A 23633-nucleotide genomic window follows, 5' to 3' on the forward strand; every position below is an offset into this window, starting at 1 on the left:
GACCACATCCGTTCACATGGCCTCCGGCCTAGTCCAGGTCGTCGTGCTGCATCAGGCGGCGACCCGCCTCGGTGACCGAGCCCGACAGCGACGGGTAGATCGAGAAGGTGTGGGCGAGGTCGTCCACCGTGAGGTTGTTCTGCACGGCCATGGCGAGCGGCAGGATCAGCTCGCTCGCGACCGGCGCGACGATGACGCCGCCGATCACCACGCCGGTCGCCGGCCGACAGAACACCTTCACGAAGCCCTGCGAGACGGCCTGCATCTTCGCCCGCGGGTTGGTGCCGAGCGGGAGCAGCACCTCGCGGGCGGCGAACTCGCCCGACTCGACCTGCCTGTGCCCGATCCCCACGGTCGCGACCTCGGGGCGGGTGAACACGGCGGACGCGACCGTCTTGAGCCGCAGCGGCGCCACGCCCTCGCCGAGCGCGTGCCACATCGCGATCCGTCCCTGCATGGCGGCCACCGAGGCGAGCGGGAGCAGCCCGGTGCAGTCGCCGGCCGCGTAGACCCCCGGGACCGAGGTGCGGGAGACGCGGTCGACGTCGATGTGGCCGGACTCGCGGAGCTCGAGCCCGATCGCGTCGGCCCCGAGGTCGCCGGTGTTCGGCACCGAGCCGACGGTCATCAGCGCGTGCGAGCCGGTGACCTCGCGGCCGTCGGACAGCGTCACCCGCACCCCGTCGGCGGTGGCGACGACCTTGTCGGCCCGCGACCGCGGCTCGATCACCACGCCGCGCTCGGTGAAGACCTCCTCGAGCGTGGCCGCGGCGTCGGGGTCCTCGTGCGGGAGCACCCGGTCGCGGCTCGAGATGAGGGTGACGGGCACCCCGAGCTCGGCGTACGCCGACACGAACTCGGCGCCGGTGACCCCGGACCCGACGACGATCAGGTGCTCGGGCAGCTCCTCGAGGTCGTAGAGCTGGCGCCAGGTGAGGATGCGGCGGCCGTCGGGCACCGCGTCGGGCAGCACGCGCGGCGACGCCCCGGTGGCGATGAGCGCGACGTCGGCCGTGACCGTCTCGGTCCGCCCGTCGGCGTGGGAGATCTCGATGTCGTGGGTGGCGCTGTGGGCGTCGCTGGTGCGAAAGCGCCCGCGGCCGTCGTGGACCCGGACGCCGGAGCGCTCCAGGTTCGCCTTGATGTCGGCGGACTGCGCCAGGGCCAGGCCCTTGACGCGACCGTTGACGCGCGGGACGTCGATGACGGCTTCGTCGTCGTCGACCTCGATGCCCATGTCGCCGTTGCGGCGGAAGCCCGCGCGCACCCCGGCCGAGGCGATGAAGGTCTTGCTGGGCACGCAGTCGTACGCCACGCAGTTCCCGCCGACGCTGTCCTCCTCGACCAGGACGACGTCGGCCTCGTGCTGGGCGGCGACGAGGGCCGCCTCGTACCCGGCGGGTCCGCCGCCGAGGATCACGATGCGGGTCATGGGAAGGACGTCCTCCGTTCGGTGACGGCTCCGAGGCGACGGTGCGGCCCGGGGTGGTGATCTCGGGCGGGTGGTGGTGGGGTGCCCGATCTGCCGGTCACGGACCATCCTGCCCGTTCGGCGTAGTGGGTGGCCTTCCGGCGTCGGTGACGGCCGTCCCCCGTGGCTACCCTGTCCGCCGTGCCGCTCTACGCCGCCTACGGGTCGAACATGGACCCCGCGCAGATGATGCAACGCGCGCCCCACTCCCCGGTGTCCGGCACCGGCTGGCTGGAGGGCTGGCGCATCACGTTCGGGGGCGAGGACCTCGGCTGGGAGGGCGCCCTGTCCACCGTGGTCGAGGACCCGACCTCACGGGTGTTCGTGGTGCTCTACGACGTCAGTCCCCTCGACGTCGACCAGCTCGACCGCTGGGAGGGCGGCGAGCTCGGCATGCACAAGAAGCTGCGACTGCGCATCCAGACCATGGACGGCCCCCAGCTGGCCTGGGTCTACGTCCTCGACGCCTACGAGGGTGGCCTGCCCTCGGCCCGCTACATCGGGGTGCTGTCCGACGCGGCCGAGGCTGCCGGGGCTCCCGACGACTACGTGCAGGCGCTGCGGGAACGCCCCTGCCGCTCGATCGGACCCGGCACGGCGACGTAGGCACGGCCGGCCGACGTCGAGGGGCACAACAGGCAGGCCGGAGCGCCTCGGAGCCCGCACTCCGTGCCCCTCGCGCTCGGCACCGCGGCCGCGCCCCTCTCGGCGGGCACAACAGGCAGGGCGGAGCGCTTCCGAACCTGCACCCCGTGCCCCTCGCGCTCGGCACCGCGGCCGCGCCCATCTCGACGGGCACAGCAGGCAGGCCGGCGAGGTCCGGCGCTGCGTCCAGTGCCCCTCGGCGACGCCGGCCCGCACCGGGTGGCTCTCGAGGGGTGCACCACGCAGGTCGCGGGGTGCCGCGGGCCGGGTGGTGTGCCCCTCGAGCCCGGACGTCAGCGGTCGAGGCCGGCCCGGCGCAGCGCGTCGGCCATGGCGCCGCCCGGCGCGGGGCGTCGGTCGTCGCCTCCACGACGACCGCCGCCCGACTGCCCGCCGCGGCCCTGCCCCTGCTGGCCGCCCCGGCCACCCTGGCCCTGGCCGCCGCGGCCCTGGCCACCCTGACCCTGGCCACCGCGACCCTGCCCCGACGACCCACGACCCTGCCCGCCGCGACCGCCCCGGCCCTGACCCTCCTGGCCGCCGTCGCGACCCTGGCCACCGCCGCGGCGCTCTCCGGGCTGGCCGCCCGCACCGGGCTCGTCGTCGAGCCGCAGCGTCAGCGAGATCCGCTTGCGGGGGACGTCGACGTCGAGGACCTTCACCCGGACCACGTCGCCGGGGCCGACGACGGCCCGCGGGTCGGACACGAACTCCTTCGACATCGCCGAGATGTGCACCAGCCCGTCCTGGTGCACGCCGACGTCGACGAACGCCCCGAAGGCGGCGACGTTCGTGACGACGCCCTCGAGCACCATCCCGGCCGCGAGGTCGGTGATCTGCTCGACGCCCTCGGCGAAGGTTGCCGTCTCGAACGCCGGCCGCGGGTCGCGTCCCGGTTTGTCGAGCTCGGCGATGATGTCGGTGACCGTCGGGACGCCGAAGGTGTCGTCGGTGAACTCGCGCGGGTCGAGCCGGCCGAGCAGCGAGGAGTTCCCGACCAGCGACGCCACGTCGGCGCCGGTCTTCTCGACGATGCGCCGCACGACCGGGTAGGCCTCGGGGTGCACCCCGGAGCGGTCGAGCGGGTCGCTCGCGTCTGGGATGCGCAGGAAGCCCGCGCACTGCTCGAACGCCTTCGCCCCGAGCCGCGGCACCTTCGTCAGCGCGGTGCGCGACGCGAACGGCCCGTGCTCGTCGCGGAACCCGACGATCGTCGTCGCCAGCCCGGACGAGATGCCCGAGACGCGGCGCAGCAGCGGCGCGGAGGCGGTGTTGACGTCGACGCCCACGGCGTTCACGCAGTCCTCCACGACACCGTCGAGCGAGCGCGAGAGCAGCGTCGCGGAGACGTCGTGCTGGTACTGCCCGACGCCGATCGACTTCGGGTCGATCTTGACGAGCTCGGCAAGCGGGTCCTGCAGGCGGCGGGCGATGGAGACCGCGCCGCGGATCGAGACGTCGAGGTCGGGCAGCTCCTTCGAGGCCTCCTCCGACGCCGAGTACACCGACGCGCCCGCCTCGGAGACCATCGCTGGGGTCAGCCCGGGAACGTTCCGTGCGAGTTCCTGGGCCAGCTTGTGGGTCTCCCGGGAGGCGGTCCCGTTCCCGATGGCGACCAGTTCCACCGCGTGCTGCTGGGCGAGCCGGGCGAGGGTGGCCAGCGACTGGTCCCACTGGTTGCGCGGCACGTGCGGGTAGATCGTCTCGTGCGCGACGACCTTCCCGGTGCCGTCGACGACCGCGACCTTCACGCCGGTGCGCAGCCCCGGGTCGAGGCCCATGGTCGGACGGGCGCCGGCGGGGGCGGCGAGCAGGAGATCGCGCAGGTTGCCGGCGAACACCCCGACCGCGCCCTCCTCGGCCACCTCGCGCAGCCGCACCCGCAGGTCGACCACCAGGCGCGACGAGATGCGGGTGCGCCACGCCCACCGCGCGACGCCGAGCAGCCAGGTGTCGGCGGGACGGCCGTGGTCGGCGATCCCGGCGGCCGCGGCGATGCGGCCCTCGTAGGCCGAGGTGTCGCCGTCGTCGTCGGCGGAGCACGGGTCGAACGTCAGCGCCAGGACCTCCTCGGACTCGCCGCGCAGCAGCGCGAGGATCCGGTGGGAGGGGAGCTTGGTGTAGGGCTCGTCGAACGCGAAGTAGTCGGAGAACTTCGCTGCCGCCGGGTCCTCGGCCTTGCCCTCGCGGGCGACGGCGACGACGCGGCCGCGGGTCCACATCCGCTCGCGGAGCTCGCCGACGAGGTCGGCGTCCTCGGCGAGCCGTTCGACGAGGATCGCGCGGGCGCCGTCGAGGGCGGCCTCGGCGTCGGGGACGCCCTTCTCGGCGTCGACGAACGCGGCGGCGGCGGCCTGCGGCTCGACCGTGGGGTCACCCAGCAGGCCGTCGGCGAGCGGCTCGAGCCCGGCCTCGCGCGCGATCATCGCCTTGGTGCGGCGCTTCGGCTTGTAGGGGAGGTAGACGTCCTCGAGCCGGCTCTTGGTCTCGGCGCGGAGGATCTGCGCGTGGAGCTCGTCGGTGAGCTTGCCCTGCTCCCGGACCGACTCCAGGACCGCGGACCGTCGCTCCTCGAGCTCGCGCAGGTAGCCGAGACGCTCGTGCAGCGTGCGCAGCTGCGCGTCGTCCAGCCCGCCCGTGGCCTCCTTGCGGTACCGGGCGACGAAGGGCACGGTCGCGCCGCCGTCGAGCAGCTCGATCGCGGCGCGGACCTGGCCCTCGCCGACCTCCAGCTCGGTGGCGATCCGGCTCGGGACGGGCGGCAGCGCGGCGGGTGCGGGCGTGCTCGGAGCGGTCACGGCAACCATCGTGCAACACCCCACCGACAGCCCGGGCCGGACCCGTGAAACGTCGTCGGGACCGCGTATGGCAGCCGGCACGACGGTGTGGATTTCCTGACGATGAGTGTCTGCGATGCGACACCGCTGACGCCGGGACTAGCCCTCCAGCGACAGCAGCGCCGCCTGCACCATCGTCCGCACGCCCACCGGCAGCGCCCGCTCGTCGAGCGCGAACGTCGGCTGGTGGATGTCGGACTGCCGGCCCTCGCCGGACCACACGCCGAGCCGGCCCATGGCGCCGGGGACGTGCTCGAGGTACCAGCCGAAGTCCTCGCCGCCGGAGGACTGCTCGGTGTCCACCGCCGCCCCCGGGCCCGCTGCCCGCTCGGCCGCCCGGGCCAGCAGGTCGGCCGACACCGGGTCGTTCACCACCGGCGGCACCCCACGACGGTGCTCGAGCACGTACCCGACCCCGGTGGGCGCCAGCAGCGCGGTGACGAGCTGGCGCACCAGCGGCTCGAGCTCGTTCCACGTGGCGTGCTGCGCCGTGCGCAGGGTCCCCGAGAGCGTCCCGATCTCCGGCACGGCGTTCGCGGCGTGCCCCGCGTCGACCTGACCCCAGACCATGACCGTGCCGGACCGGGGGTCGACCCGGCGCGAGAGCAGGTCCGGCAGCCCGGTGATGACGGTGCCGAGGGCGTGGACCAGGTCGGCCGTCAGGTGGGGCCGGGAGGTGTGCCCGCCGGGCGAGGTGAGGCGCAGCTCCAGCATGTCGCAGGCCGAGGTGATCGGCCCGACGCGCGTGCCGACGTGCCCGACCTCGAGGCGCGGGTCGCAGTGCAGCGCGAAGATGCGGTCGACGTCGGCGAGCCCGTCGGCCGCGATGACGTCGAGCGCGCCCCCGGGCTGGACCTCCTCGGCGGGCTGGAACACCAGCCGCACGCGCCCGGGCAGGCGGTCGGCGACCGACGCGAGCGCGAGGCCCGCGCCGAGCAGCACCGAGGTGTGCGCGTCGTGCCCGCACATGTGCGCCACGCCGGGAACGGTCGACGCCCACGGCACGTCGGCCTGTTCGTGCAGCGGGAGCGCGTCCATGTCGGCGCGCAGCGCGACGGTGCGCGGGCCGGAGCCGACGTCGCAGATCAGGCCGGTGCCCGGGAGCAGCCGCGGGCGAAGACCGGCGGACTCCAGGATCCGCGCGCAGAGCGCGGTGGTCGCCTGCTCGGAGCGCGCGAGCTCGGGGTGCGCGTGGATGGTGCGGCGCCAGGCGACGACGTCGGGGGCGTGCTCGGCGAGCCAGGCGTCGAGCCACTGCGGCCCGGTGCCGCTCCCGAGGTCCGTCACGCCGGCGTTCGCCCGCACGGTCCTCGGATCGTCCGGGCGGGTCTGCAGCAGCGTCACCGTTCCACCTCCTCGCGCCGCCGAACGGGTGCGTCCGGTAGCTGGTGACCCCAATATGCCTGGCGAGGTCGCGTCACCGAGGGCGTCCGGCGGCGATGGCGCCGAGGGGTCCGGACGATGCTGTCAGTGGCGGGATGCCCGGTCGTCCGGCGAGACGAACGGCGGGTCGGTGCAGGTCACCGGGTCAGCGGGCCGGAAACCCCGGTCGTCGCCCGACGAGCGGTCGCACACCGCGTGACGAGCGGCGCCATCGGGTTGTCCACCACCGTTGGTCGCCGGGCGCGGCCGGACGGGTGGGGCGACGGTCACCGGTGCCGGGGGCGCCATCATGGGGGTGTGAGCCCCCGCCCCGCCGAGACGCGCCGCCTCGTCGGCCGCTACCGCCTCGACTCCGAGCTCGGGCGGGGCGCGATGGGCACGGTGTGGTCGGCCTACGACGAGGTCCTGCACCGCCCGGTCGCGGTCAAGGAGGTGCGGCTCTCGCTGGTGCCGGTCTCCGAGCGGGCGATCGTGCGCGAGCGGACGCTGCGCGAGGCCCGCGCGACCGCGATGCTCAGCCACCCCAACGTCGTCACCCTCTACGACGTCGTCGAGGTCGACTCCGAGCCCTACGTCGTCATGGAGCTGCTGCCCTCGCGCAGCCTCGCCTCCTACATCGCCGAGCGCGGCACGCTGTCGCAGGCCGAGACCGCGGAGATCGGGTCGGCGGTCGCGTCCGCGCTGATGACCGCCCACCGCGCCGGGATCACCCACCGCGACGTCAAGCCCGGCAACGTGCTGATCGGCACCGACGGGCAGATCAAGCTCACCGACTTCGGCATCGCGCGCAATGCCGCCGAGTCGTCGATGACCCAGACCGGCACGGTCCTCGGGTCGCCGCCCTACATCGCGCCCGAGGTGGCGATGGGCCGCGCGGTCGGCCCGCCGGCGGACCTGTGGGGGCTGGGCGCGACGCTCTTCGCCTGCCTCGAGGGCCGGCCGCCCTACGACGCGGGCGATCCGGTCTCGACGGTGTCCGCGGTCGTCCACGGCGAGATCCCGCGGCCGTCGGGCCACGGCCCGGTGGTCGACGTCGTGCGCGGGCTGATGGTCAAGGACCCGTCGCTGCGCATGCCGCTGCCCGCGGTGCGTCGCCGGCTCCGCCCGCTGATGGCCGACCCGGAGGGCCCCATGCTCTCCGCGCCGCCCGCCCCGGCGACGACGGAGTTCCGCCTCCCGCCGACGCCGTCCGACCCGCCCGCCGACGACGCCCGCTCCGGCCTGATCCGGGCGCAGGGCCGCAGCGGGACGCTCGTCGAGGGCGCGCAGCCTGCCGGGCCCTCCGGGAGCGCGCCGCCCGGCGCGCCGGCGCAGCCCCCGACGCCCAGCCCCCCGACGTCCAGCCCCCCGACGCCCAGCCCCGCGCCGCGCCGGCCCACGCCGACGCCCGGGGCGCCCCGCACCGCCCCCCTGGCCGGCCCGGCCGCCGAGGGCGCGGCCGGGGCGGCGAGCGGGGTGGCCGCCGCGGAGGCCGGGACCGGCGACCGCGAGGCCTCCGGACCGGGCGCGACGACGGGTGCGGCGGGCACGCCGACGACCACGCCCGACGACGAGGCCGCCCCGGCGGCCGGGGAGACCGCGGCCGACGAGACCGTGGCCCCGGACGACGACGCGGAGGTCGGTGCGGCCGAGGCGGAGGACCACACCGACGCGCCCGGGGCGGCCGACGCGCGGGACGGCGCCGCGGCGGGCACCGCCACCGCCGGGCGGGGAGCCGCCGACCCGGCCGCGGACGACGACGCCGACGCCGCCGACGACGACGACGACGCCGCGGAAGGCACGGACGCCGCGGCGGAGGCGGCCCCGGACGTCAGCGGTGACGAGGCGGCCGGCCCGTCGTCGGGCCCGGTCCCGACGACGACCGACGGCACGGACGCCCCCGACGCCGCCGGCCCGGGGACGGGCGCCGGCCCGGGCACGGACGGCACCGCGACCGAGGAGGACGCGGCCGACGCCGACGGGACGGGCGCCTCCGCAGCGGCCGCCGGAGCCGCCGGAGCCGCGGTCGCGGCCGGAGCCGCGGTCGCGGCGGGAGCCGCGGCGCGGTCCGGTACGGGCGAGGCGGAGCCCGACCCCGCGGCGGCCGCCGGGGACGGGTCCGACGCCGAGGACGGGGCCGAGGACGGGGCCGAGGACGCCGACGCGGCCGACGACGGGGCCCCGACCGACCCGCCCGACGAGGACTCCCCCACCGACCCGCCCGCGGAGGAGGCCGCCGACGCCGGCCCCACCGACGAGCCCGGCTCCCCGACGCGGCCCGACGACTCCCCCGCCGGCACCGACACCCCCGCCGGCCGGCCGCCGAGCACGCCCTCGTCCGGCACGCCCGCGCGGGGCCGCACCCCCACCCCGCCGTCGGGCACGTCCCGCACGTCGACGCCGTCGTCGGGGTTCACCCGCACCCCGACCCCGTCGTCGGGGACGGGCGTCCCCGAACCGAGCGCGGCCGAGACGACGATGGTCACGCCGCGGCTGCCCGAGAGCGCCCGCCCGGCGCCGCGGCCCGCGCCCTCGACGCCGGGGCCCTGGTCGCAGCCCTACCAGCGGCCGCCCCGGGCGCCGATGGCCGCGCCGATGCGGCCGGGAGCGCCCCAGGCCCTGGCGGCCGACCCGGGTCCGCTGCCCTTCACCCCCTCGGCCCGCCCGGCCCCGGCCGCGAGCCGCGGGCGTCGCGTGGGAGTCGTCGTCCTCGTCGTCGTGCTGGCCCTCGCCGGGCTCGTCGGCGGCTACGCGGCCGCGCGGATGCTCGGCGGCCAGCAGCCGTTCGCGGTGTCGCTCGCGCCGCAGGGACCCGTCGTCGACGGCGAGCGCATGGTCTCCCACAGCGACGACAACGCCCGCTACAGCGGCACCGGGATGGGCTTCACCTCGCTGGTGCCCAGCACCTGGCAGCAGTTCCGGCTCCAGCAGCCCGGCGGCGACATCGTCGTGCGCTACGTCTCCGACGACGCCGACCGCGAGCTGCGCATCGACCGGCTCGCCGGCTTCTACCCCGCCCAGCGCGCCGCCGGGTACGCCGCGCTGCTCGCCCAGCCCTCGCGCATCGGCGCCGACGCGGTGCGGGTCGAGCCGCTCACCGTCGTCGCCCCGGCCCGGCCCGGCGCCGCGGAGCCGGTGCAGCAGACCGTCTACCGGGCGCGCAGCGGGAGCACGGACGACCGCACGACGTGGACCCGGCTCATCCCCTCCGGCCAGGACCTCTGGGTGGTGCGGATGACCGCGCCGAGCACCTCCCCGGGCGGGGCGCCCCAGCAGTTCTCGGTGATCGCGGACAGCTTCACCCCACCTGTCTAAGGTGGCGCGGCGATGAGCGCCGACCCCACCCCCCGCACCGACCCCGACGGCGCCGCCCGCGCCGCCGCCGCCGAGCTGGCCCGCCGGACCGGGGTGGCGCGCCACGACGTCGCCGTCGTCCTCGGCTCGGGCTGGGCGCCCGCCGCCGACGGGCTCGGGGCCCCCGACACCGAGATCCCGGTCGCGGAGCTGCCGGGCTTCACCCCGCCGGGCGCGCCCGACCACCGCGGCACCGCCCGGTCGGTCATCGTCGACGGGCACCACGTCCTGGTGCTGCTGGGCCGGACCCACGTCTACGAGGGCCACGGCGAGGCGCAGGCCGTGCACGCGGTCCGGACGGCCTGCGCCGCGGGCGCGGGCACCGTCGTGCTCACCAACGCCGCCGGCGGCATCGACCCCTCCTACGCCGTCGGCCAGCCGGTGCTCATCAGCGACCACCTCAACCTCACCGGCCGCTCGCCGCTGGTCGGGCCGGCCTTCGTCGACCTCACCGACGCCTACGACCCCGCCCTGCGCGCCGCCGCGCGCGACCTCGACCCCTCCCTCGCCGAGGGCGTGTACGCGGGCCTGCCCGGTCCGCACTTCGAGACGCCCGCCGAGATCCGCATGCTGCGCACCCTGGGCGCCGACCTCGTCGGGATGTCGACGGTGCTGGAGACGATCGCGGCCCGCGCCGCCGGCGCCCGCGTCGCGGGGATCGCGCTGGTCAGCAACCCCGCCGCGGGCACCACCGACGAGCGCATCGACCACCTCGCGGTCCTCGAGGCGGTGCACGCCGCGGCGGCCCGCACCGGGGAGCTGCTGCGCGAGCTCGTGGCGGTGGCGGTCGCCGCGTGAGCCGGCTGCTCGTCGTCCACCACACCCCCTCGCCGTCGTGCCAGGCGCTGCTCGAGGCGGTCCTGGAGGGCGCGGGCACCGACGAGCTGCCCGGGCCGGTGGAGGTGACCACCCGCCCGGCGCTGAGCGCCGGACCCGCGGACGTGCTCGCCGCCGACGCGGTGGTGCTCGGCACCCCGGCGAACATCGGGACGATGTCCGGGGCGCTCAAGCACTTCTTCGACCAGATCTACTACCCGTGCCTGCAGGACACCCGCGCCCTCGCCTTCGGGCTGTACGTCCACGGCGGCGACGACGTGGCGGGAGCGGTCCGCGACGTCCTGCGGATCACCGGCGCGCTCGGCTGGGAGCAGGCGGCCGCCGTCGTCGAGGCCACCGGGTCGGTGGACGCCGCCGACCGGGAGGCGGCGTGGGAGCTCGGGGCGACGCTCGCCCTCCACGTGATCGAGGCCGATCCGTAGCCCGGCGGCGAAATCCCCGGGTGCGGGCCGGTGTTGGCGCCCACATGACATCGCGAGCCGTGCAGTACGCCCGCTACGGCGGGCCGGAGGTGCTGGAGATCGTGGAGCGCGAGGACCCGCAGCCGGGCCCGGGCCAGGTCCGCCTGGCCGTGCGCGCCGCGTCGGTCAACCCGATCGACTGGAAGCTGCGCTCCGGGGCCATGGCCTCCACCGACGCGCCGGGGAAGCCCGTGATCGGCGGGGTCGACGTCGCGGGCACCGTCGAGGCCGTCGGCGAGGGGGTGACGGCGTTCGCGGAGGGCGACGAGGTGCTCGGCCGCGCGAGCGGCGGCGCCTACGCCGAGAAGGCGCTCGCGGACGTCGACGGGCTGACCGCCAAGCCGGCCGGGGTGGCCTGGGAGGTCGCCGGCTCGCTGCCGGTCGTCGTCACCACCGCCTACCGCGGGCTGGCCCTGCTCGGGCTCGGCGCGGACGACGACACCGCCGGCAAGGTCCTCGTGGTCACCGGGGCCTCGGGCGGCGTCGGGGTCGTCGCCACCCAGCTCGCCGTGGCCCGCGGGGTGACCGTGATCGGGTCCGCGAGCGAGCGCCACCAGGACGACGTCAAGGCGCTCGGCGCCACGCCGGTCGTCTACGGCGAGGGCTTCGCCGACCGTGTGCGGGCCGTCACCGACCACGTCGACGCCGCGCTCGACACCGCGGGCAAGGGCGACCTCGGCGACCTCGTCGCGCTGACCGGGTCGGCCGACCGCGTGCTCACCATCGCCGACTACGCCGGCGCCCAGGAGCACGGTGTCCGGTTCAGCTCGGGCGGGGACGGCGAGGTCGAGGGCGCGCTCGCCGACTTCGTCGAGCACCTGGCCGCGGGCGACCACCGCGCGCCCGAGGTCGTCGTCTACCCGCTGGAGCAGGCCGCGCAGGCCCAGGAGGACAACCGCACGGGCGCGGTCAGCGGGAAGCTCGTCCTCACGCCGTAGTCACTGCTTCGCGCGCAGGGCCGCCTCGTAGAGGGCCTTCGTCGAGACCCCGCGCTCGGTCGCGACCCGGCGGGCGGCGTCCTTGAGACGCTGCCCGCCGGCGACCAGGGCGAGCACCTCGTCGGCGAGCTCGTCGGGCTCCGGGGCGACGACGACCGCGCCGCCGAGCACGACGGTCACCTCCCCCAGCACGTCGCGCTCCCCCGCCCACGCCGCGAGCTCGGCGAGCGTGCCCCGCACGACCTCCTCGTGGGTCTTGGTGAGCTCCCGGCACACCGCCGCCGGACGGTCGGCGCCCAGGACCTCGACGGCCACCGCCAGCAGCGACGCGAGCCGGCGGGGCGACTCGAAGAACACCGTGGTCCGCTGCTCGGTCGCGAGCGCGGCGAGCCACGAGCGCCGCTTGCCGTCGGGCCGCGGCGCGAACCCCTCGAAGCAGAATCGGTCGGTCGGCAGCCCCGACACGGCCAGCGCCGTGAGCACCGCCGAGGGGCCGGGCAGGCAGCGCACCGTGAGGTCCTCGGCGGCGCAGGCCGCGACGAGCCGGTAGCCGGGGTCGGACACCGCGGGCATCCCGGCGTCGGTGACCACCAGCACCGTCGCACCGCCGCGCACGTCGTCGACGAGCCGCGGGATCCGCACCCGCTCGACGTCCTCGTAGAAGCTCACGACGGTGCCCGCCACGGTCACCCCGAGGGCGGCCGCCAGGCGGCCGAGACGGCGGGTGTCCTCGGCGGCGACGACGTCGGCCGTGGCGAGCGCGGTGCGCAGGCGGACCGAGGCGTCGTCGGGGTCGCCGAGCGGGGTCGCCGCCAGGAGCAGCACACCGTCGGACACGGTGGAGAACCCTAGGGCGGCGTCGGCGATCGAGCGCGTCCGGACCTACGATCGGCGCCCGTGACCGCCACCTCGAACCTGGCTGGCAGCACCCTCGAGCGACCCGTGGCGCCCGCCGCGGACCCGCGCGGGGTGCTGGCGCCGGGCCCGCGGGGCGTGGAGAGCCTGCTCGGCCGCCCGATGCCGACCGACCGGCTGCGCAGCTGGGTCGTCACCGTGGTCCTCACGCTGATCGCCGGGGTCGTGCGGCTCTGGGACCTCGGCTGGCCCACCGACAACGGCACGCCGGTCTTCGACGAGAAGCACTACGTCCCGCAGACCTGGCAGGCCCTGCGCAACGGCGGGTACGAGGACAACCCGGGCTACGAGCTCGTGGTGCACCCGCCGCTGTCCAAGCAGCTCATGGCGCTCGGCCAGTGGGTGTTCGGGTACGACCCGGTCGGCTGGCGGGTGGTGTCGGCCCTCGCCGGCACGCTGTGCGTGCTGCTGGTCATCCGCATCGGGCGCCGGCTCACCCGCTCGACGCTGCTCGGTGCGCTCGCCGGCGTCATCCTCACCTGTGACGGGCTCTCGCAGGTCTCCAGCCGCGTCGGGATGATCGACATCTACCCGACGCTGTTCGTGCTCGCCGCCTTCGCCGCGATCCTGGTCGACCGGGACGACGTGCGGGGCCGGATGGCGGTCGTCGTCGCCGAGGGCCGGGTGCTGGACTCGCCGTTCGGGCCGCGTCTCGGGGTGCGCTGGTGGCGGTTCGTCGCCGGGGTCTGCATCGGGCTGTCGCTGGCCAGCAAGTGGTCGGGGCTCTACTACATCCTGTTCTTCGGCGCGCTGGTGCTCGGGTTCGACATCGCCGCGCGGCGGGCCGCGGGGGTGGCACGGCCGTGGGTCGGGGCCCTCGTGCGCGACGTCCTGCCGCTGGTGTGGGCGGCCCTCGTCGTCCCGATCCTGGTCTACCTGGCCAGCTGGCTGCCCTGGATCGCCTCCGAGACCGGCACCGACCGGCACGTCGCCGACGCCAAGGCCGACTCCGTCGCGCTCGTCGCGCTGCTGCCCGACTGGCTCCCGGACTGGCTGCGCGGCATGGCGTACTTCTCGTCGAAGGTGCTGGAGTTCCACGCCACGCTGTTCACCCCGCGGGGCAACCCGCACCCCTGGGAGTCCAAGCCCTGGACGTGGCCGATGGGGCTGCGCCCGATGCTCTACTACTACGAGTCCGGCGCGGGCGCGACCGGCTGCGGGTCGAACGACTGCGTGGGCGCGGTCATGGCGATCGGGACCCCGGCGCTGTGGTGGACCGCGTTCCCGGTGCTCGGCTGGGGCGTGTGGCGCTGGATCACCCGCCGCGACTGGCGCTACGCCGCCGTCCTCGTCGGCTACGGCGCGGGCATCCTGCCGTGGTTCACCGACATCGACCGGCAGATGTACTTCTTCTACATGACGCCGGTGATCCCGTTCCTGGTGCTCGCCGTCGTGCTCGTGCTCGGGGAGATCCTCGGGCGGCGCACCGCGGGCCCGGAACGGCGCTCGACGGGGCGGATGGTGGTCGCGCTCTACGTCGGGCTCGTGGTGGCGAACTTCGCGTGGCTGTGGCCGATCCTCGTCGGCGCCTCGATCACCGCCGCCCGGTGGAACGCCGAGCTCTGGCTGCCGTCCTGGCGGTAGCACGACCACGCCGAAACGCCGGCGACACGAGGATGTTCGCCGCCGTCACCCGGGGGACCTTGTCGCTGCCGGTCCCCCGCTGTCAGCGTGGGGGCATGAGCCGGCCCGGCGCCCTGGACTGGGAACGGGTGCGCGCCCGGTACGCCGACCGGCCGTCCCTCGCCTCGCTGGCCGGGTCCTCCCGGGTGCAGGTGCTGGAGGTCGACGACGAGCGCATCTGCCTGGGCCAGCGGCTCTGGCGCGACTGCGTGTCGCGCGACGACCTCGACGCGGCGCTGGTGCTGCTCCGGGAGGGCCGGCTCGCGGGCGGGCCGATGGCCGTCGCCGAGGGGCTGCGGGCGTACTACGCCTCCGGACCGCGGGTCGAGACCGGGTGCACCCGGGGACCGAACCTCGTCGCCGTGGTGCTCGCGGACCTCGGCTACCTCACGCCTCCCTGATCCCGGTCGACACCCGGGCGACGACCTCGAAGTGCACGTCGTGGGCACGGGCGATGTAGACGTCCTGCACGACGTGGGCCCCGCGCAGCACGGATTCCCCGCGCGCGCCCCCGAAGCGCACCTGCTCGCTCGCGGCGAGCACGTCCTCGCGGCGGATCGAGCCGGCGTCGCGGACCAGCTGGGCGTAGAGGTTCATCCCCTCGTAGCAGGACTCCCCGAGGCTCGAGGGCGCGGGCGCCGCCATCCCGAACCGGCTCGCGAAGCGGCCCGCGAACTCCAGCGCGTCGACCGTCGCCAGGTCCTCGAAGTAGCCGGCGGCCGAGTACAGCGACCGCGTCGCGGCCTCGCCGGACGCGAGCAGCATCGTCTCGTCCATGAGCGTGGACAGCCGGGTCTGGTGGAAGTCGAGCCCGGCTCCGGCGAACGCCCGGTTGAAGTGCACCGCGTCCTCACCGACCAGCAGCAGCAGGACGCCGTCGGCGTTGCTGCGCGCGAGGGTGCGCAGCACGGGGGTGAAGTCCCGGGTCCCGAGCGGGACGAAGACCTCGTCGACGATCGGGGTGCCCTGGGCGCGGGCCCACTGCGCCGCGGCGGCCGCCGACGCGCGCGGCCAGACGTAGTCGTCCCCGACGACGGCCCACCGGCGGACGCCGAGCTCGGTGCGCATCCACTCCAGCGCCGGCCCGAGCTGGTTCGCCGGGGTCTCGCCGGTCAGGAGCACCCCCGGGGTGCGCTCGCCGCCCTCGTAGAGGGCCGTGTAGACGTAGGGGACCTGGGCGGCGACGCGCGGGGCGAGGCGCCGACGGACCGCCGAGATGTGCCAGCCCACCACCGCGTCGACCTCCGCGGTGCGCACCATCCGCTGGACGTCGCGGGCGACCGCACCCGGGTCGGCACCACCGTCGACGTGGTGGAGCTCGACGGGCCGCCCGAGCAGCCCGCCCGCGAGGTTGATCTCGGAGACCGCGAGGTCCGAGCACATCCGGCACGAGAGCCCGAACATCCCCGCCGGCCCCTGCCACGGCGTGACCAGGGCGACCCGGACCGCCTCCTCCCGCGCCCCCGTCCCCTCGGGGGGCGCGAGCACGGCTCGGGCGTTCGGCACCGGCATCACCTCCGGGGCCTCGCCCCTCTGTCGCGAGTATGGCCACACCGGCGGGCGCGTGGGGAGCTTGTACTGTTTCGAGCAGGCAAACGTCGGGGAGGGCGGTCATGGACGGGCCACGCCGTGCTCCGGACGTCCGCGTGGTCGACCTGCTCGACCTGGCGGACCGCACCGTCGGGTCCTGCCTCGCGCGCGCCTCCGCCACCTCGGGCATCACCCGCGAGCAGTGGCGCACCCTGATGCTGCTCGACCAGGGCGTCGGCGACGAGGCGCGGGACGCGCCCGGGCACGCCATGGGCGAGATCGCGGTCCGGGCCGCGGTCCCGGCGCCGACGGCCACCCGGCTGGTCGACAGGCTGGTCGCCGAGGGGCTCGCCTACCGCCGCAGCGATGACTGGGACCGGCGCCGCGTGCACGTCCACATCTCCTCGGAGGGCCACGCCCTCGTGGCCCGGATCGCCGCCGAGCTCGACGCGGCCTTCGGGGCCGAGCTCGCCGACCTCGACCCCGCCGACCGGACGCGGCTCCTCGGGCTGCTCGCTCGCCTCGACGGGGCCTCGGCCGACCGGGCGGAGCCGTCGCGCCGCTGAGCGTCGTGTGACATCGCGCGCAATCGTGTTTCGCGTCCATTACTTCTGATCCGGAAATATTGCGCCGCCGCCGGAGGCTCGTACGGTCGGTCCACGACAGCACGGAGCACGAGGGACGGTGGGACCGATGCGGCACGGTGACATCAGCAGCAGCCACGACGGCGTGGGCGTCGCGGTCGTCAACTACACGATGCCGCGGCTCCACGACCAGGCCGGCATCCGGGAGAACTGCGAGAAGATCGCCGAGATGGTGGTCGGCATCAAGCAGGGGTTCCCCGGCATGGACCTCATCGTCTTCCCCGAGTACTCGACCCACGGGATCATGTACGACCGCGAGGAGATGTTCGCGAACGCCTCCCAGATCCCGGGGTTCGAGACCGAGATCTTCGGCGAGGCCTGCCGGCGGGCCGGGGTGTGGGGCGTGTTCTCCCTGACCGGCGAGCGCCACGAGGACCACCCCGACAAGAACCCCTACAACACGCTCGTCCTGATCGACGACCAGGGCGAGATCGTGAACAAGTACCGCAAGATCCTGCCGTGGGTCCCGATCGAGGGCTGGTACCCGGGCGAGCACACCACCGTCGTCGAGGGCCCCAAGGGCCTGAAGATCGCGCTGATCATCTGCGACGACGGTAACTACCCGGAGATCTGGCGCGACTGCTCGATGAAGGGCGCCGAGCTCGTCGTGCGGCCGCAGGGCTACATGTACCCGGCCAAGGAACAGCAGATCATGATGGCGAAGTCGATGGCGTGGGCGAACAACGTCTACGTCGCGGTCGCCAACGCGACCGGTTTCGACGGCGTCTACTCCTACTTCGGGCACTCCTCGGTCGTCGGCTTCGACGGCCGGACCCTCGGCGAGTGCGGCACCGAGGAGATGGGCGTCCAGTACGCCGAGCTCTCGCTGTCGCTGATCCGCGACGCCCGGAAGAACTGGCAGTCCCAGAACCACCTCTTCAAGCTGCTCCACCGCGGCTACACCGGCGTGGTGCAGTCCGGCGACGGTGACAAGGGCGTCGCCGAGTGCCCCTTCGACTTCTACAAGACCTGGGTCACCGACCCGGCACTCGCCCAGAAGCAGGTCGAGGAGATGACCCGCGAGTTCGTCGGCACCCCCGAGGCGCCGATCGAGGGCATCCCGAACGGGGCCTGACCACGCGCCGTGGGCACGGCGGACCGGGCGAGCGCTCCCCCGGTCCGCGGGTGGCGCGCGTCCCCGGCCGCCCCCGACACGCATCCGACGATCCGGACGATCCGCAGGAGGAACGGCCATGGCCGCCGAGCACGACCACGACCACAGCCACGACCACGGCGACGCCACGATGGCGCGCATCGAGGCGCTGCGCACCGAGGGCGTCCACCGGGCCGGGGACCACGAGGGCCCCTTCTCGCTGCACGTGCTCGGGCTCGGGAAGACCGGCGCGGACCTGATCACCTCGATCCTGACCCACCAGCCCGAGGGCTTCCTCTCGGAGCCGGGCACCCGGTTCTCCGCGCTCGCGGTCGACATCGGCGACGAGGACCTGGCCCAGGTCCGCGAGGCGGCCGGGGCGGTGCCCGCCGAGAAGTCCTTCGTGAAGACGGTGGCGATGCCCGTGCCCAGCCACGCGGATCTGTCGTACGCGCTCAACCGCTACCGCGAGTTCCTCAAGATGGAGTACCCGCGCTACTACTGGAACCCGAACTACGAGCCGTGGCTCCCGGCCGACGTCGCCATCGCGCCCTCGGACGGCCACCAGTCGCGGGCCGTCGCCAAGGCGATCTACGGCGCCGAGTACTACCAGGGCGGCGAGATCACCACCGCGCTCGACGCCTTCGCCGAGTCCGTGATGGCCAGCGAGGCCACCCCGCTGGTGGTGGTGGCGTTCAGCATGGCCGGCGGCGTCGGCAGCGGCATCGTCGTCGAGATCGCCCGGCACCTGTCGTCGATCAAGCTCGGGCGGCGCCCCTGGGTGGTCGGGCTCGGGATCCTGCCCAACGGCGCCGACCCGGCCGAGTACTCGGACGGCTCGTTCTTCCCGGTGGTCAACGAGCTCGACTGCATGATCGACACCGAGAAGAACAAGGGGGTCATGGCGGTCTGGGGGGACCTGTACAAGAACCCGTTCACCGGCGGCTTCTTCCTGGTCGACCAGAACGACGTCCAGGCGATGACCGGCGACCTCGCGGCCACCCACGAGTACGTGGACACCGGGGTCGGGTCCTTCCTCGCCCGCGACGCGAGCGTGCACCTCTACGAGACGCTCAAGGCGCTGAACTGGCTGGCCGTCCCCGCGGACGCGTGGCACCCGGCGATCCGGGGCGAGCAGGGCGAGCGCTGGATCAACGTGCTCTCGGTGCGCCGGCTCGCCGACATCGGCTCGCTGGGCTCCTCCGGCCTGGTCAAGGGCTTCACGACGGAGTACGTCGAGGCCCGCGCCTTCGCCGGGGACCTCGACGACGCCACGGCGGCCTCGATCGCGGAGGCGGTGTCGGCGGTGGCGACCGCCGAGGTCGACCCGGTGGTGCTGGCGCTGCCCGGTTCCGACGACCTCGTCAGCGTGGTGCTCCCGCGGGCGAGCAAGCTCGACCTCGCCGCGTTCGTCCCGGCCCGCGACTACTACGACACCCTCGAGTGGGACGACAAGCTGCTCATCCACTCCTGGCTGCTCGACCTCGGCGTCATGCTCTGCGAACCGTCGATCCGCTTCGACGGCATGGGCGGCGAGTGCATCTGGGGCTGCGCCTGCTGGGTGGTCGTCCCGCACGCCGCCATCCGGGGCGAGATCAGCTCACCGATCCAGGTCGAGGCCGCCGACGCCCTCACCGCGAGCTGAGGAGGACCGCGGTGGCCATCGCCTGGTCCGAGATCGTGGACCGATACAAGGACGGCGCGCAGCTGCCGTCGATGCCGGGCGCGCGCACGCTGCAGGTCACCGGGGCCGACGACGAGTACATCTACGTCACGCACCGGCTGTGGTCGGACAAGCTGACCCGGTCCTACCTCGAGAAGGCCATGGCGCTGCTCGACGAGGGCCGCATGACCCGCGACTACGCGTCGGTCATCGACCACTACCGCACCTTCATCGCCGACGAGCGCCCGACGACGGCCGCCACCGTCCTCAAGGACCTCGGCTACGTCGACTGAGGGCGATCCCGCCCCCGAGGCACCGATCCGCACGCCCCGGCGCCCCGCGCCACCCGGGGGCGCGATGCCGCGCGCCCGCAACAGGAAGGTTCCACCATGGGAATGTCGCTCTACCACTCCGCGACCGGCAGCCAGTCCCCCCACTGCATCCACGCGCTCGGCATCGGCAAGACCGGCGCCTACATGGTCGAGGCGCTGCTGCGCACGGGCGAGATCGAGGACATGCTCGACGACCCGCGCGCCCGCTTCACCGGGCTGGCCGTGGACATCGGCGAGCAGGACATGCACGAGCTCAAGGAGTACGCCGGGGGGTTCACCCAGCGGCTCGAGGAACGGGAGATCCCGACCGACCGCCACCAGGTGCGCACGGTGGCCCTGGAGACGCCCAGCTCCGAGGAGCTGCGGACCAGCCTCAACCGCTGGCGCGAGTACCTGAAGATGGAGTACCCGCGCTACTACTGGAACCCGAACTACGAGCCGTGGCTGCCGGCGGACATGGAGATGCCGAAGCCGGGCGAGAGCTGCCCGCGGGCGATCGCCAAGGCGATCTACGGGCACTACTACTACGGCGGGGACAAGACCCTGGAGAAGGAGCTCGACCTCTTCGTCGAGTCGATCAACAAGACCAAGCTGCCCTCGATGGTGCTCGTCTTCTTCTCCCTGGCCGGCGGGACCGGGTCGGGGATGGTCGTCGACATGGTCCGGCACCTGTCGAACGTCAAGCTCGGCCGCCGAATCCCGGTCATCGGCATCGGGGTCCTCCCGTTCTCCGGCGACGAGGAGCACGCCGGCGGCACGGCCGCGCTCTACCCCGTGATCAACGAGATCGACTGCATGCTCGACGACGAGAAGAACCAGGGCGTCATGGCGGTCTGGGGCGACCTGTACAAGAACCCCTTCACCGGCGGCTTCCTCGCGCTGCCCCAGGAGCACTCCTGGCAGCGGCTGTCGCAGTACACCAAGACCGGGGTCCCGACGATCCGCGACGGCCTCCGCAAGGGCGTCACCCGCAAGTTCGTCGACGACTCCTTCACCCGCTTCGTGGTGCAGGACTACGGCCGCCTGCTGTTCAAGATGCTGCGACCGGCCGGCTTCACCGGCGCCCCGCACGAGCGCAACATCTCCGGCGACCGCGCCTGGACGATCTACGACGTCGCGAAGTACACCCACCCCGGCGTCGAGGTGCTGCCCGGCGAGCCGCGGGGGAAGTGGCGCGAGGTGGTCGGCAAGTGGATCGGTTACATCCCGAAGTGGTCGGGCCTCAAGGAGGGCTTCAAGACCGACTACATCGAGGTCAACACCGTCGGCCCGCGCGAGATGTGGAACGACACGCTCCAGAAGAAGCTCGAGTCGGTGCTCGGGGAGTACCTGCTCGACGGCGACGACGGCACGCTCGTCACCACCAACGGCGAGTTCTTCGACGAGCTGACCTGCTACTCGAACATCGTCATCCCCGGTGTGGCCAAGACGGACCTGACCGCGTTCTACGCGGCCCGGGACGCCTACGACCAGATCGAGGACTGGGACACGAAGCTGATGATGCATTCCTGGCTGCTCGACCTCGGGGTGATCCTCTCCGAGCAGTCGATCCGCTTCGACGGCATGGCCGGCGAGTGCATCTGGGGCTGCGCGTGCTGGGTGGTCGTGCCGCACGCCGCCATCCGCGGCGACGCCCCCGGCTCGGCCGACATCACCGAGGTGCAGGGGGCGCACATCGCGCCCATGGTCCAGACGGTGGTCCCGACCCCGTGACTGGTCATCTCATGGTGTGCTGAGATGTCGACGCAACGGTGCCCCGAGGTCGACGACCCCGGGGCACCGTGCGCCGTGGACGCGCCCGCCCCCGCCCGTGAGAGGACGCGATGACCGCAATCGCCGCAGTACCCGGGACACGCTGGACCCGCAGCCAGCGCGTGCAGCTCTCGGTGATCGTCGCCGTGGTGTGCCTGCTGCACGTGGCCGGGTGGACGCTCTACCTCGCGCTGACCTCCGGGCCGTTGGGGGCGGGTGCGTTCGCCGGGGCCGGCGTGCTCGCCTACGTCCTGGGTGTCCGGCACGCCTTCGACGCCGACCACATCGCCGCGATCGACGACACCACCCGCCTGATGGTCCAGCGCGGGCGTCGCCCGGTCGGGGTCGGGTTCTTCTTCGCGATGGGCCACTCCTCGGTCGTGGTGATCCTCGGACTGGTCGTCGCGCTGGCCGCGGGGCTCGCGAGCTCGAGCGGCATCGACACCTTCCGCGAGGTCGGCGGAGCGGTGTCCACCGTGGTCGCCATGGTGTTCCTGGGCCTCGTCGCGATCCTCAACGCGATGGTGCTCGTCGGGATCGTCGGGTCCTGGCGGGCGCTGCGCCGCGGCCGGCTCGACGAGGCCGAGCTCGAGCGCCAGCTGCTCAACCGGGGGCTGGTCAACCGCATCCTCGGCGGGCGCGCCCGCGCCCTCATCCGGCACTCGTGGCACATGTACCCGCTCGGACTGCTGTTCGGGCTCGGCCTGGAGACCGCCTCCGAGGTCACCCTGCTGACCCTGTCGGCGTCGACGGCCTCCACCGCCGGCGGGACCGGCGGCGGAGCGGCGCTGCTGGCCGCGCTCACGCTGCCGCTGCTGTTCGCCGCGGGGATGAGCGCGTTCGACACCGCCGACGGGCTGCTGATGTCGATCGCCTACTCCTGGTCGAACCGCAGCCCCGCGCGGCGGCTGTTCTACAACATCGCGACGACCGCGGCGACGGTCACGGTGGCCGGGTTCATCGCCGCGGTCTACCTCGCCGGGGTCCTCGCCGACGACCTCGGGCTGAGCGCCCTCGCCGGCTTCGCCGGGCTCGCCGACGACTTCGAGCTGCTCGGCTACCTGATCGTCGGCTTCTTCGTGCTCGTCTGGGGTGGCGCCGCCCTGCTCTGGCGCCTCGGCGGCTTCGAACGACGTCACGAGGGCGCGGCCCTCGTGACCGCCGTGGGAGCGCCGGAGCAGGTTCCGACCACCACCGAGGAGACACCGCCGTGATCGCCGTGGGAGCACAGGTGCCGGACGTGGCGCTCAAGGCCGTCACGCCGTCGGGCACCGAGGACGTGCGGACCGGTCAGCTGCTGAGCACCGGGAAGGTCGTGCTGTTCGGGGTGCCGGGAGCCTTCACCCCGGTCTGCAGCGACTTCCACCTCCCGGGGTTCGTCCTGCGGACCGACGACATCAAGGCCAAGGGCGTCGACACCATCGCGTGCGTCTCGGTGAACGACGCCTTCGTCATGGCGGCCTGGGCGAGGACCGAGGACGCCGACGGCCTGGTGATGCTCGCCGACGACGCCGCCCGCTTCACCGCCGCGATGGGGCTCGACACCGACGCGTCGAGCTTCGGCCTCGGGACCCGCTCGCGGCGCTATGCCGCGATCATCTCCGACGGCGTGATCACCTCGCTCGAGGTGGAGCGGGAGTTCGTCGACCACGAGGTGTCCACCGCCGAGCACGTGCTCGCCGCGCTCTAGGGGCGCCCGGTGGACGCCGCGCTCCTCCCGGAGTACGCCCGGTGGCTCGACCGGCTGACCGCGACGTACGAGGCGATCGCCTACACCTGCCGGGTCCGCCTCGGTGACCGCGCGACCGCGGACGCCGTCGCCGTGCGGGTGGCGGCCGGGCTCGTCGCCCGTCCCGCGGTGTTCCGCCACTGGGGGCTCCCCTACTCGGGCCGCATCGCGCGGCTCGCCGAGGACGCCATCGCGGACGCGCGGGCAGGCCGTCTCGACCGGGGCGGGAGCTGGCCCGCCCTCCACCGGGCCCTGGCCGAGGTCCCGGTCGACATCCAGACCACGTTCGTCCTGACCTGCGTCGACGGCCTCCCCGACGAGGAGGTGGCGGCGCACTGCGGCTGTGACCCGGCGACGGCGGGGCGGCGGCGGACCGACGCGGTGGAGCACGTCCGCGCCGTCGCCGGCGAGCACGGCGCGGCGGGCACCCACCACGAGGAGAGGTGA

The 23633-nt window shown here is 74.4% G+C and carries 20 protein-coding genes; 15 read left to right on the plus strand and 5 right to left on the minus strand.

The window, feature by feature from the left end; translation table 11 throughout:
* Nucleotides 1-28: 28 nt before the first annotated feature.
* Nucleotides 29-1432 (minus strand): NAD(P)H-quinone dehydrogenase, encoded by a 1404-nt coding sequence (locus HH311_RS13655; protein ID WP_169184196.1) that lies wholly within the window; start codon nucleotides 1430-1432, stop codon nucleotides 29-31.
* A 180-nt stretch (nucleotides 1433-1612) separates the two neighbouring features.
* On the opposite strand from HH311_RS13655, the gene HH311_RS13660 reads away from it, so the two are divergent.
* Entirely contained in the window at nucleotides 1613-2077 is a 465-nt protein-coding gene (locus HH311_RS13660; RefSeq protein ID WP_169184197.1) for a gamma-glutamylcyclotransferase, read from the plus strand.
* Nucleotides 2078-2409: 332 nt separating this feature from the next.
* On the opposite strand, the gene HH311_RS13665 is transcribed toward HH311_RS13660, so the two are convergent.
* Nucleotides 2410-4914: a Tex family protein gene (locus HH311_RS13665; RefSeq protein ID WP_312030131.1), complete on the minus strand. Its 2505-nt coding sequence runs from the start codon at nucleotides 4912-4914 to the stop codon at nucleotides 2410-2412.
* A 138-nt stretch (nucleotides 4915-5052) separates the two neighbouring features.
* On the minus strand, nucleotides 5053-6297 hold the full coding sequence (locus HH311_RS13670; protein ID WP_396027441.1) for an amidohydrolase: 1245 nt from the start codon (nucleotides 6295-6297) through the stop codon (nucleotides 5053-5055).
* A gap of 336 nt (nucleotides 6298-6633) precedes the next feature.
* Here HH311_RS13670 and HH311_RS33300 point away from each other — a divergent pair, with 336 nt between their 5' ends.
* From HH311_RS33300 to HH311_RS13690, 4 genes are read left to right on the plus strand one after another with little or no spacing between them, the layout of a single operon-like run.
* Nucleotides 6634-9630, plus strand: a complete 2997-nt coding sequence (locus tag HH311_RS33300; RefSeq protein WP_312030132.1) for a protein kinase domain-containing protein — start codon at nucleotides 6634-6636, stop codon at nucleotides 9628-9630.
* A 12-nt stretch (nucleotides 9631-9642) separates the two neighbouring features.
* Nucleotides 9643-10467, plus strand: coding sequence for a purine-nucleoside phosphorylase (locus HH311_RS13680; protein ID WP_169184199.1), 825 nt, complete (start codon nucleotides 9643-9645; stop codon nucleotides 10465-10467).
* Nucleotides 10464-10928, plus strand: coding sequence for an NAD(P)H-dependent oxidoreductase (locus tag HH311_RS13685; RefSeq protein WP_169184200.1), 465 nt, complete (start codon nucleotides 10464-10466; stop codon nucleotides 10926-10928). Before HH311_RS13680 ends, HH311_RS13685 begins: the two co-directional genes overlap by 4 nt.
* A 44-nt stretch (nucleotides 10929-10972) precedes the next feature.
* Nucleotides 10973-11905 (plus strand): NADP-dependent oxidoreductase, encoded by a 933-nt coding sequence (locus tag HH311_RS13690; protein ID WP_169184201.1) that lies wholly within the window; start codon nucleotides 10973-10975, stop codon nucleotides 11903-11905.
* On the opposite strand, the gene rsmI is transcribed toward HH311_RS13690, so the two are convergent.
* Nucleotides 11906-12742 carry a 16S rRNA (cytidine(1402)-2'-O)-methyltransferase gene (rsmI, locus tag HH311_RS13695; protein ID WP_169184202.1) on the minus strand — a complete coding sequence of 279 codons (837 nt, stop codon included), beginning with the start codon at nucleotides 12740-12742 and terminating at the stop codon, nucleotides 11906-11908.
* Nucleotides 12743-12847: 105 nt separating this feature from the next.
* On the opposite strand from rsmI, the gene HH311_RS13700 reads away from it, so the two are divergent.
* The gene (locus HH311_RS13700; protein WP_396027442.1) at nucleotides 12848-14404 is read left to right on the plus strand and encodes a dolichyl-phosphate-mannose--protein mannosyltransferase; all 1557 of its coding nucleotides are present in this window, start codon (nucleotides 12848-12850) and stop codon (nucleotides 14402-14404) included.
* Nucleotides 14405-14499: 95 nt separating this feature from the next.
* Nucleotides 14500-14844 carry a hypothetical protein gene (locus HH311_RS13705; RefSeq protein WP_169184203.1) on the plus strand — a complete coding sequence of 115 codons (345 nt, stop codon included), beginning with the start codon at nucleotides 14500-14502 and terminating at the stop codon, nucleotides 14842-14844.
* On the opposite strand, the gene HH311_RS13710 is transcribed toward HH311_RS13705, so the two are convergent.
* The gene (locus HH311_RS13710; protein ID WP_169184204.1) at nucleotides 14831-15955 is read right to left on the minus strand and encodes a substrate-binding domain-containing protein; all 1125 of its coding nucleotides are present in this window, start codon (nucleotides 15953-15955) and stop codon (nucleotides 14831-14833) included. The genes HH311_RS13705 and HH311_RS13710 overlap by 14 nt on opposite strands.
* A gap of 101 nt (nucleotides 15956-16056) precedes the next feature.
* Between HH311_RS13710 and HH311_RS13715 the strand changes: the two genes are divergently transcribed.
* The 8 genes from HH311_RS13715 to HH311_RS13750 all read left to right on the plus strand — a co-directional run bounded on the left by HH311_RS13715 (nucleotide 16057) and on the right by HH311_RS13750 (nucleotide 23633).
* On the plus strand, nucleotides 16057-16539 hold the full coding sequence (locus HH311_RS13715) for a MarR family winged helix-turn-helix transcriptional regulator (protein ID WP_169184205.1): 483 nt from the start codon (nucleotides 16057-16059) through the stop codon (nucleotides 16537-16539).
* A gap of 127 nt (nucleotides 16540-16666) precedes the next feature.
* The gene (locus HH311_RS13720) at nucleotides 16667-17692 is read left to right on the plus strand and encodes an aliphatic amidase (protein ID WP_169184206.1); all 1026 of its coding nucleotides are present in this window, start codon (nucleotides 16667-16669) and stop codon (nucleotides 17690-17692) included.
* Nucleotides 17693-17810: 118 nt separating this feature from the next.
* Nucleotides 17811-19355 (plus strand): tubulin-like doman-containing protein, encoded by a 1545-nt coding sequence (locus tag HH311_RS13725; RefSeq protein ID WP_169184207.1) that lies wholly within the window; start codon nucleotides 17811-17813, stop codon nucleotides 19353-19355.
* 11 nt (nucleotides 19356-19366) lie between these two features.
* Complete coding sequence (locus tag HH311_RS13730) at nucleotides 19367-19666, plus strand: hypothetical protein (RefSeq protein WP_312030134.1); 300 nt, start codon at nucleotides 19367-19369, stop codon at nucleotides 19664-19666.
* 96 nt (nucleotides 19667-19762) lie between these two features.
* A complete protein-coding gene (locus tag HH311_RS13735; RefSeq protein ID WP_248292547.1) occupies nucleotides 19763-21418 on the plus strand; it encodes a tubulin-like doman-containing protein in 1656 nt (551 codons plus the stop codon).
* Between the two features lie 110 nt (nucleotides 21419-21528).
* The gene (locus tag HH311_RS13740; RefSeq protein WP_169184208.1) at nucleotides 21529-22671 is read left to right on the plus strand and encodes a HoxN/HupN/NixA family nickel/cobalt transporter; all 1143 of its coding nucleotides are present in this window, start codon (nucleotides 21529-21531) and stop codon (nucleotides 22669-22671) included.
* Entirely contained in the window at nucleotides 22668-23147 is a 480-nt protein-coding gene (locus HH311_RS13745) for a peroxiredoxin (RefSeq protein ID WP_169184209.1), read from the plus strand. The genes HH311_RS13740 and HH311_RS13745 overlap by 4 nt, the downstream gene beginning before the upstream one ends.
* A gap of 9 nt (nucleotides 23148-23156) precedes the next feature.
* Nucleotides 23157-23633, plus strand: a complete 477-nt coding sequence (locus tag HH311_RS13750; protein ID WP_169184210.1) for a hypothetical protein — start codon at nucleotides 23157-23159, stop codon at nucleotides 23631-23633.

The organism is Actinomycetospora sp. TBRC 11914 (genome assembly GCF_012933465.1).
Taxonomy (GTDB): domain Bacteria; phylum Actinomycetota; class Actinomycetes; order Mycobacteriales; family Pseudonocardiaceae; genus Actinomycetospora.

What these genes read in the sequence shown, in the direction of transcription:
- HH311_RS13655 (WP_169184196.1), bottom strand. Translation starts at nt 1,432, where the DNA reads ATGACCCGCATCGTGATCCTCGGCGGCGGACCCGCCGGGTACGAGGCG.
- HH311_RS13735 (WP_248292547.1), top strand. Translation starts at nt 19,763, where the DNA reads ATGGGAATGTCGCTCTACCACTCCGCGACCGGCAGCCAGTCCCCCCAC.
- HH311_RS13715 (WP_169184205.1), top strand. Translation starts at nt 16,057, where the DNA reads ATGGACGGGCCACGCCGTGCTCCGGACGTCCGCGTGGTCGACCTGCTC.
- HH311_RS13710 (WP_169184204.1), bottom strand. Translation starts at nt 15,955, where the DNA reads ATGCCGGTGCCGAACGCCCGAGCCGTGCTCGCGCCCCCCGAGGGGACG.
- HH311_RS13740 (WP_169184208.1), top strand. Translation starts at nt 21,529, where the DNA reads ATGACCGCAATCGCCGCAGTACCCGGGACACGCTGGACCCGCAGCCAG.
- HH311_RS13720 (WP_169184206.1), top strand. Translation starts at nt 16,667, where the DNA reads ATGCGGCACGGTGACATCAGCAGCAGCCACGACGGCGTGGGCGTCGCG.
- HH311_RS13725 (WP_169184207.1), top strand. Translation starts at nt 17,811, where the DNA reads ATGGCCGCCGAGCACGACCACGACCACAGCCACGACCACGGCGACGCC.
- HH311_RS13690 (WP_169184201.1), top strand. Translation starts at nt 10,973, where the DNA reads ATGACATCGCGAGCCGTGCAGTACGCCCGCTACGGCGGGCCGGAGGTG.
- HH311_RS13705 (WP_169184203.1), top strand. Translation starts at nt 14,500, where the DNA reads ATGAGCCGGCCCGGCGCCCTGGACTGGGAACGGGTGCGCGCCCGGTAC.
- HH311_RS13680 (WP_169184199.1), top strand. Translation starts at nt 9,643, where the DNA reads ATGAGCGCCGACCCCACCCCCCGCACCGACCCCGACGGCGCCGCCCGC.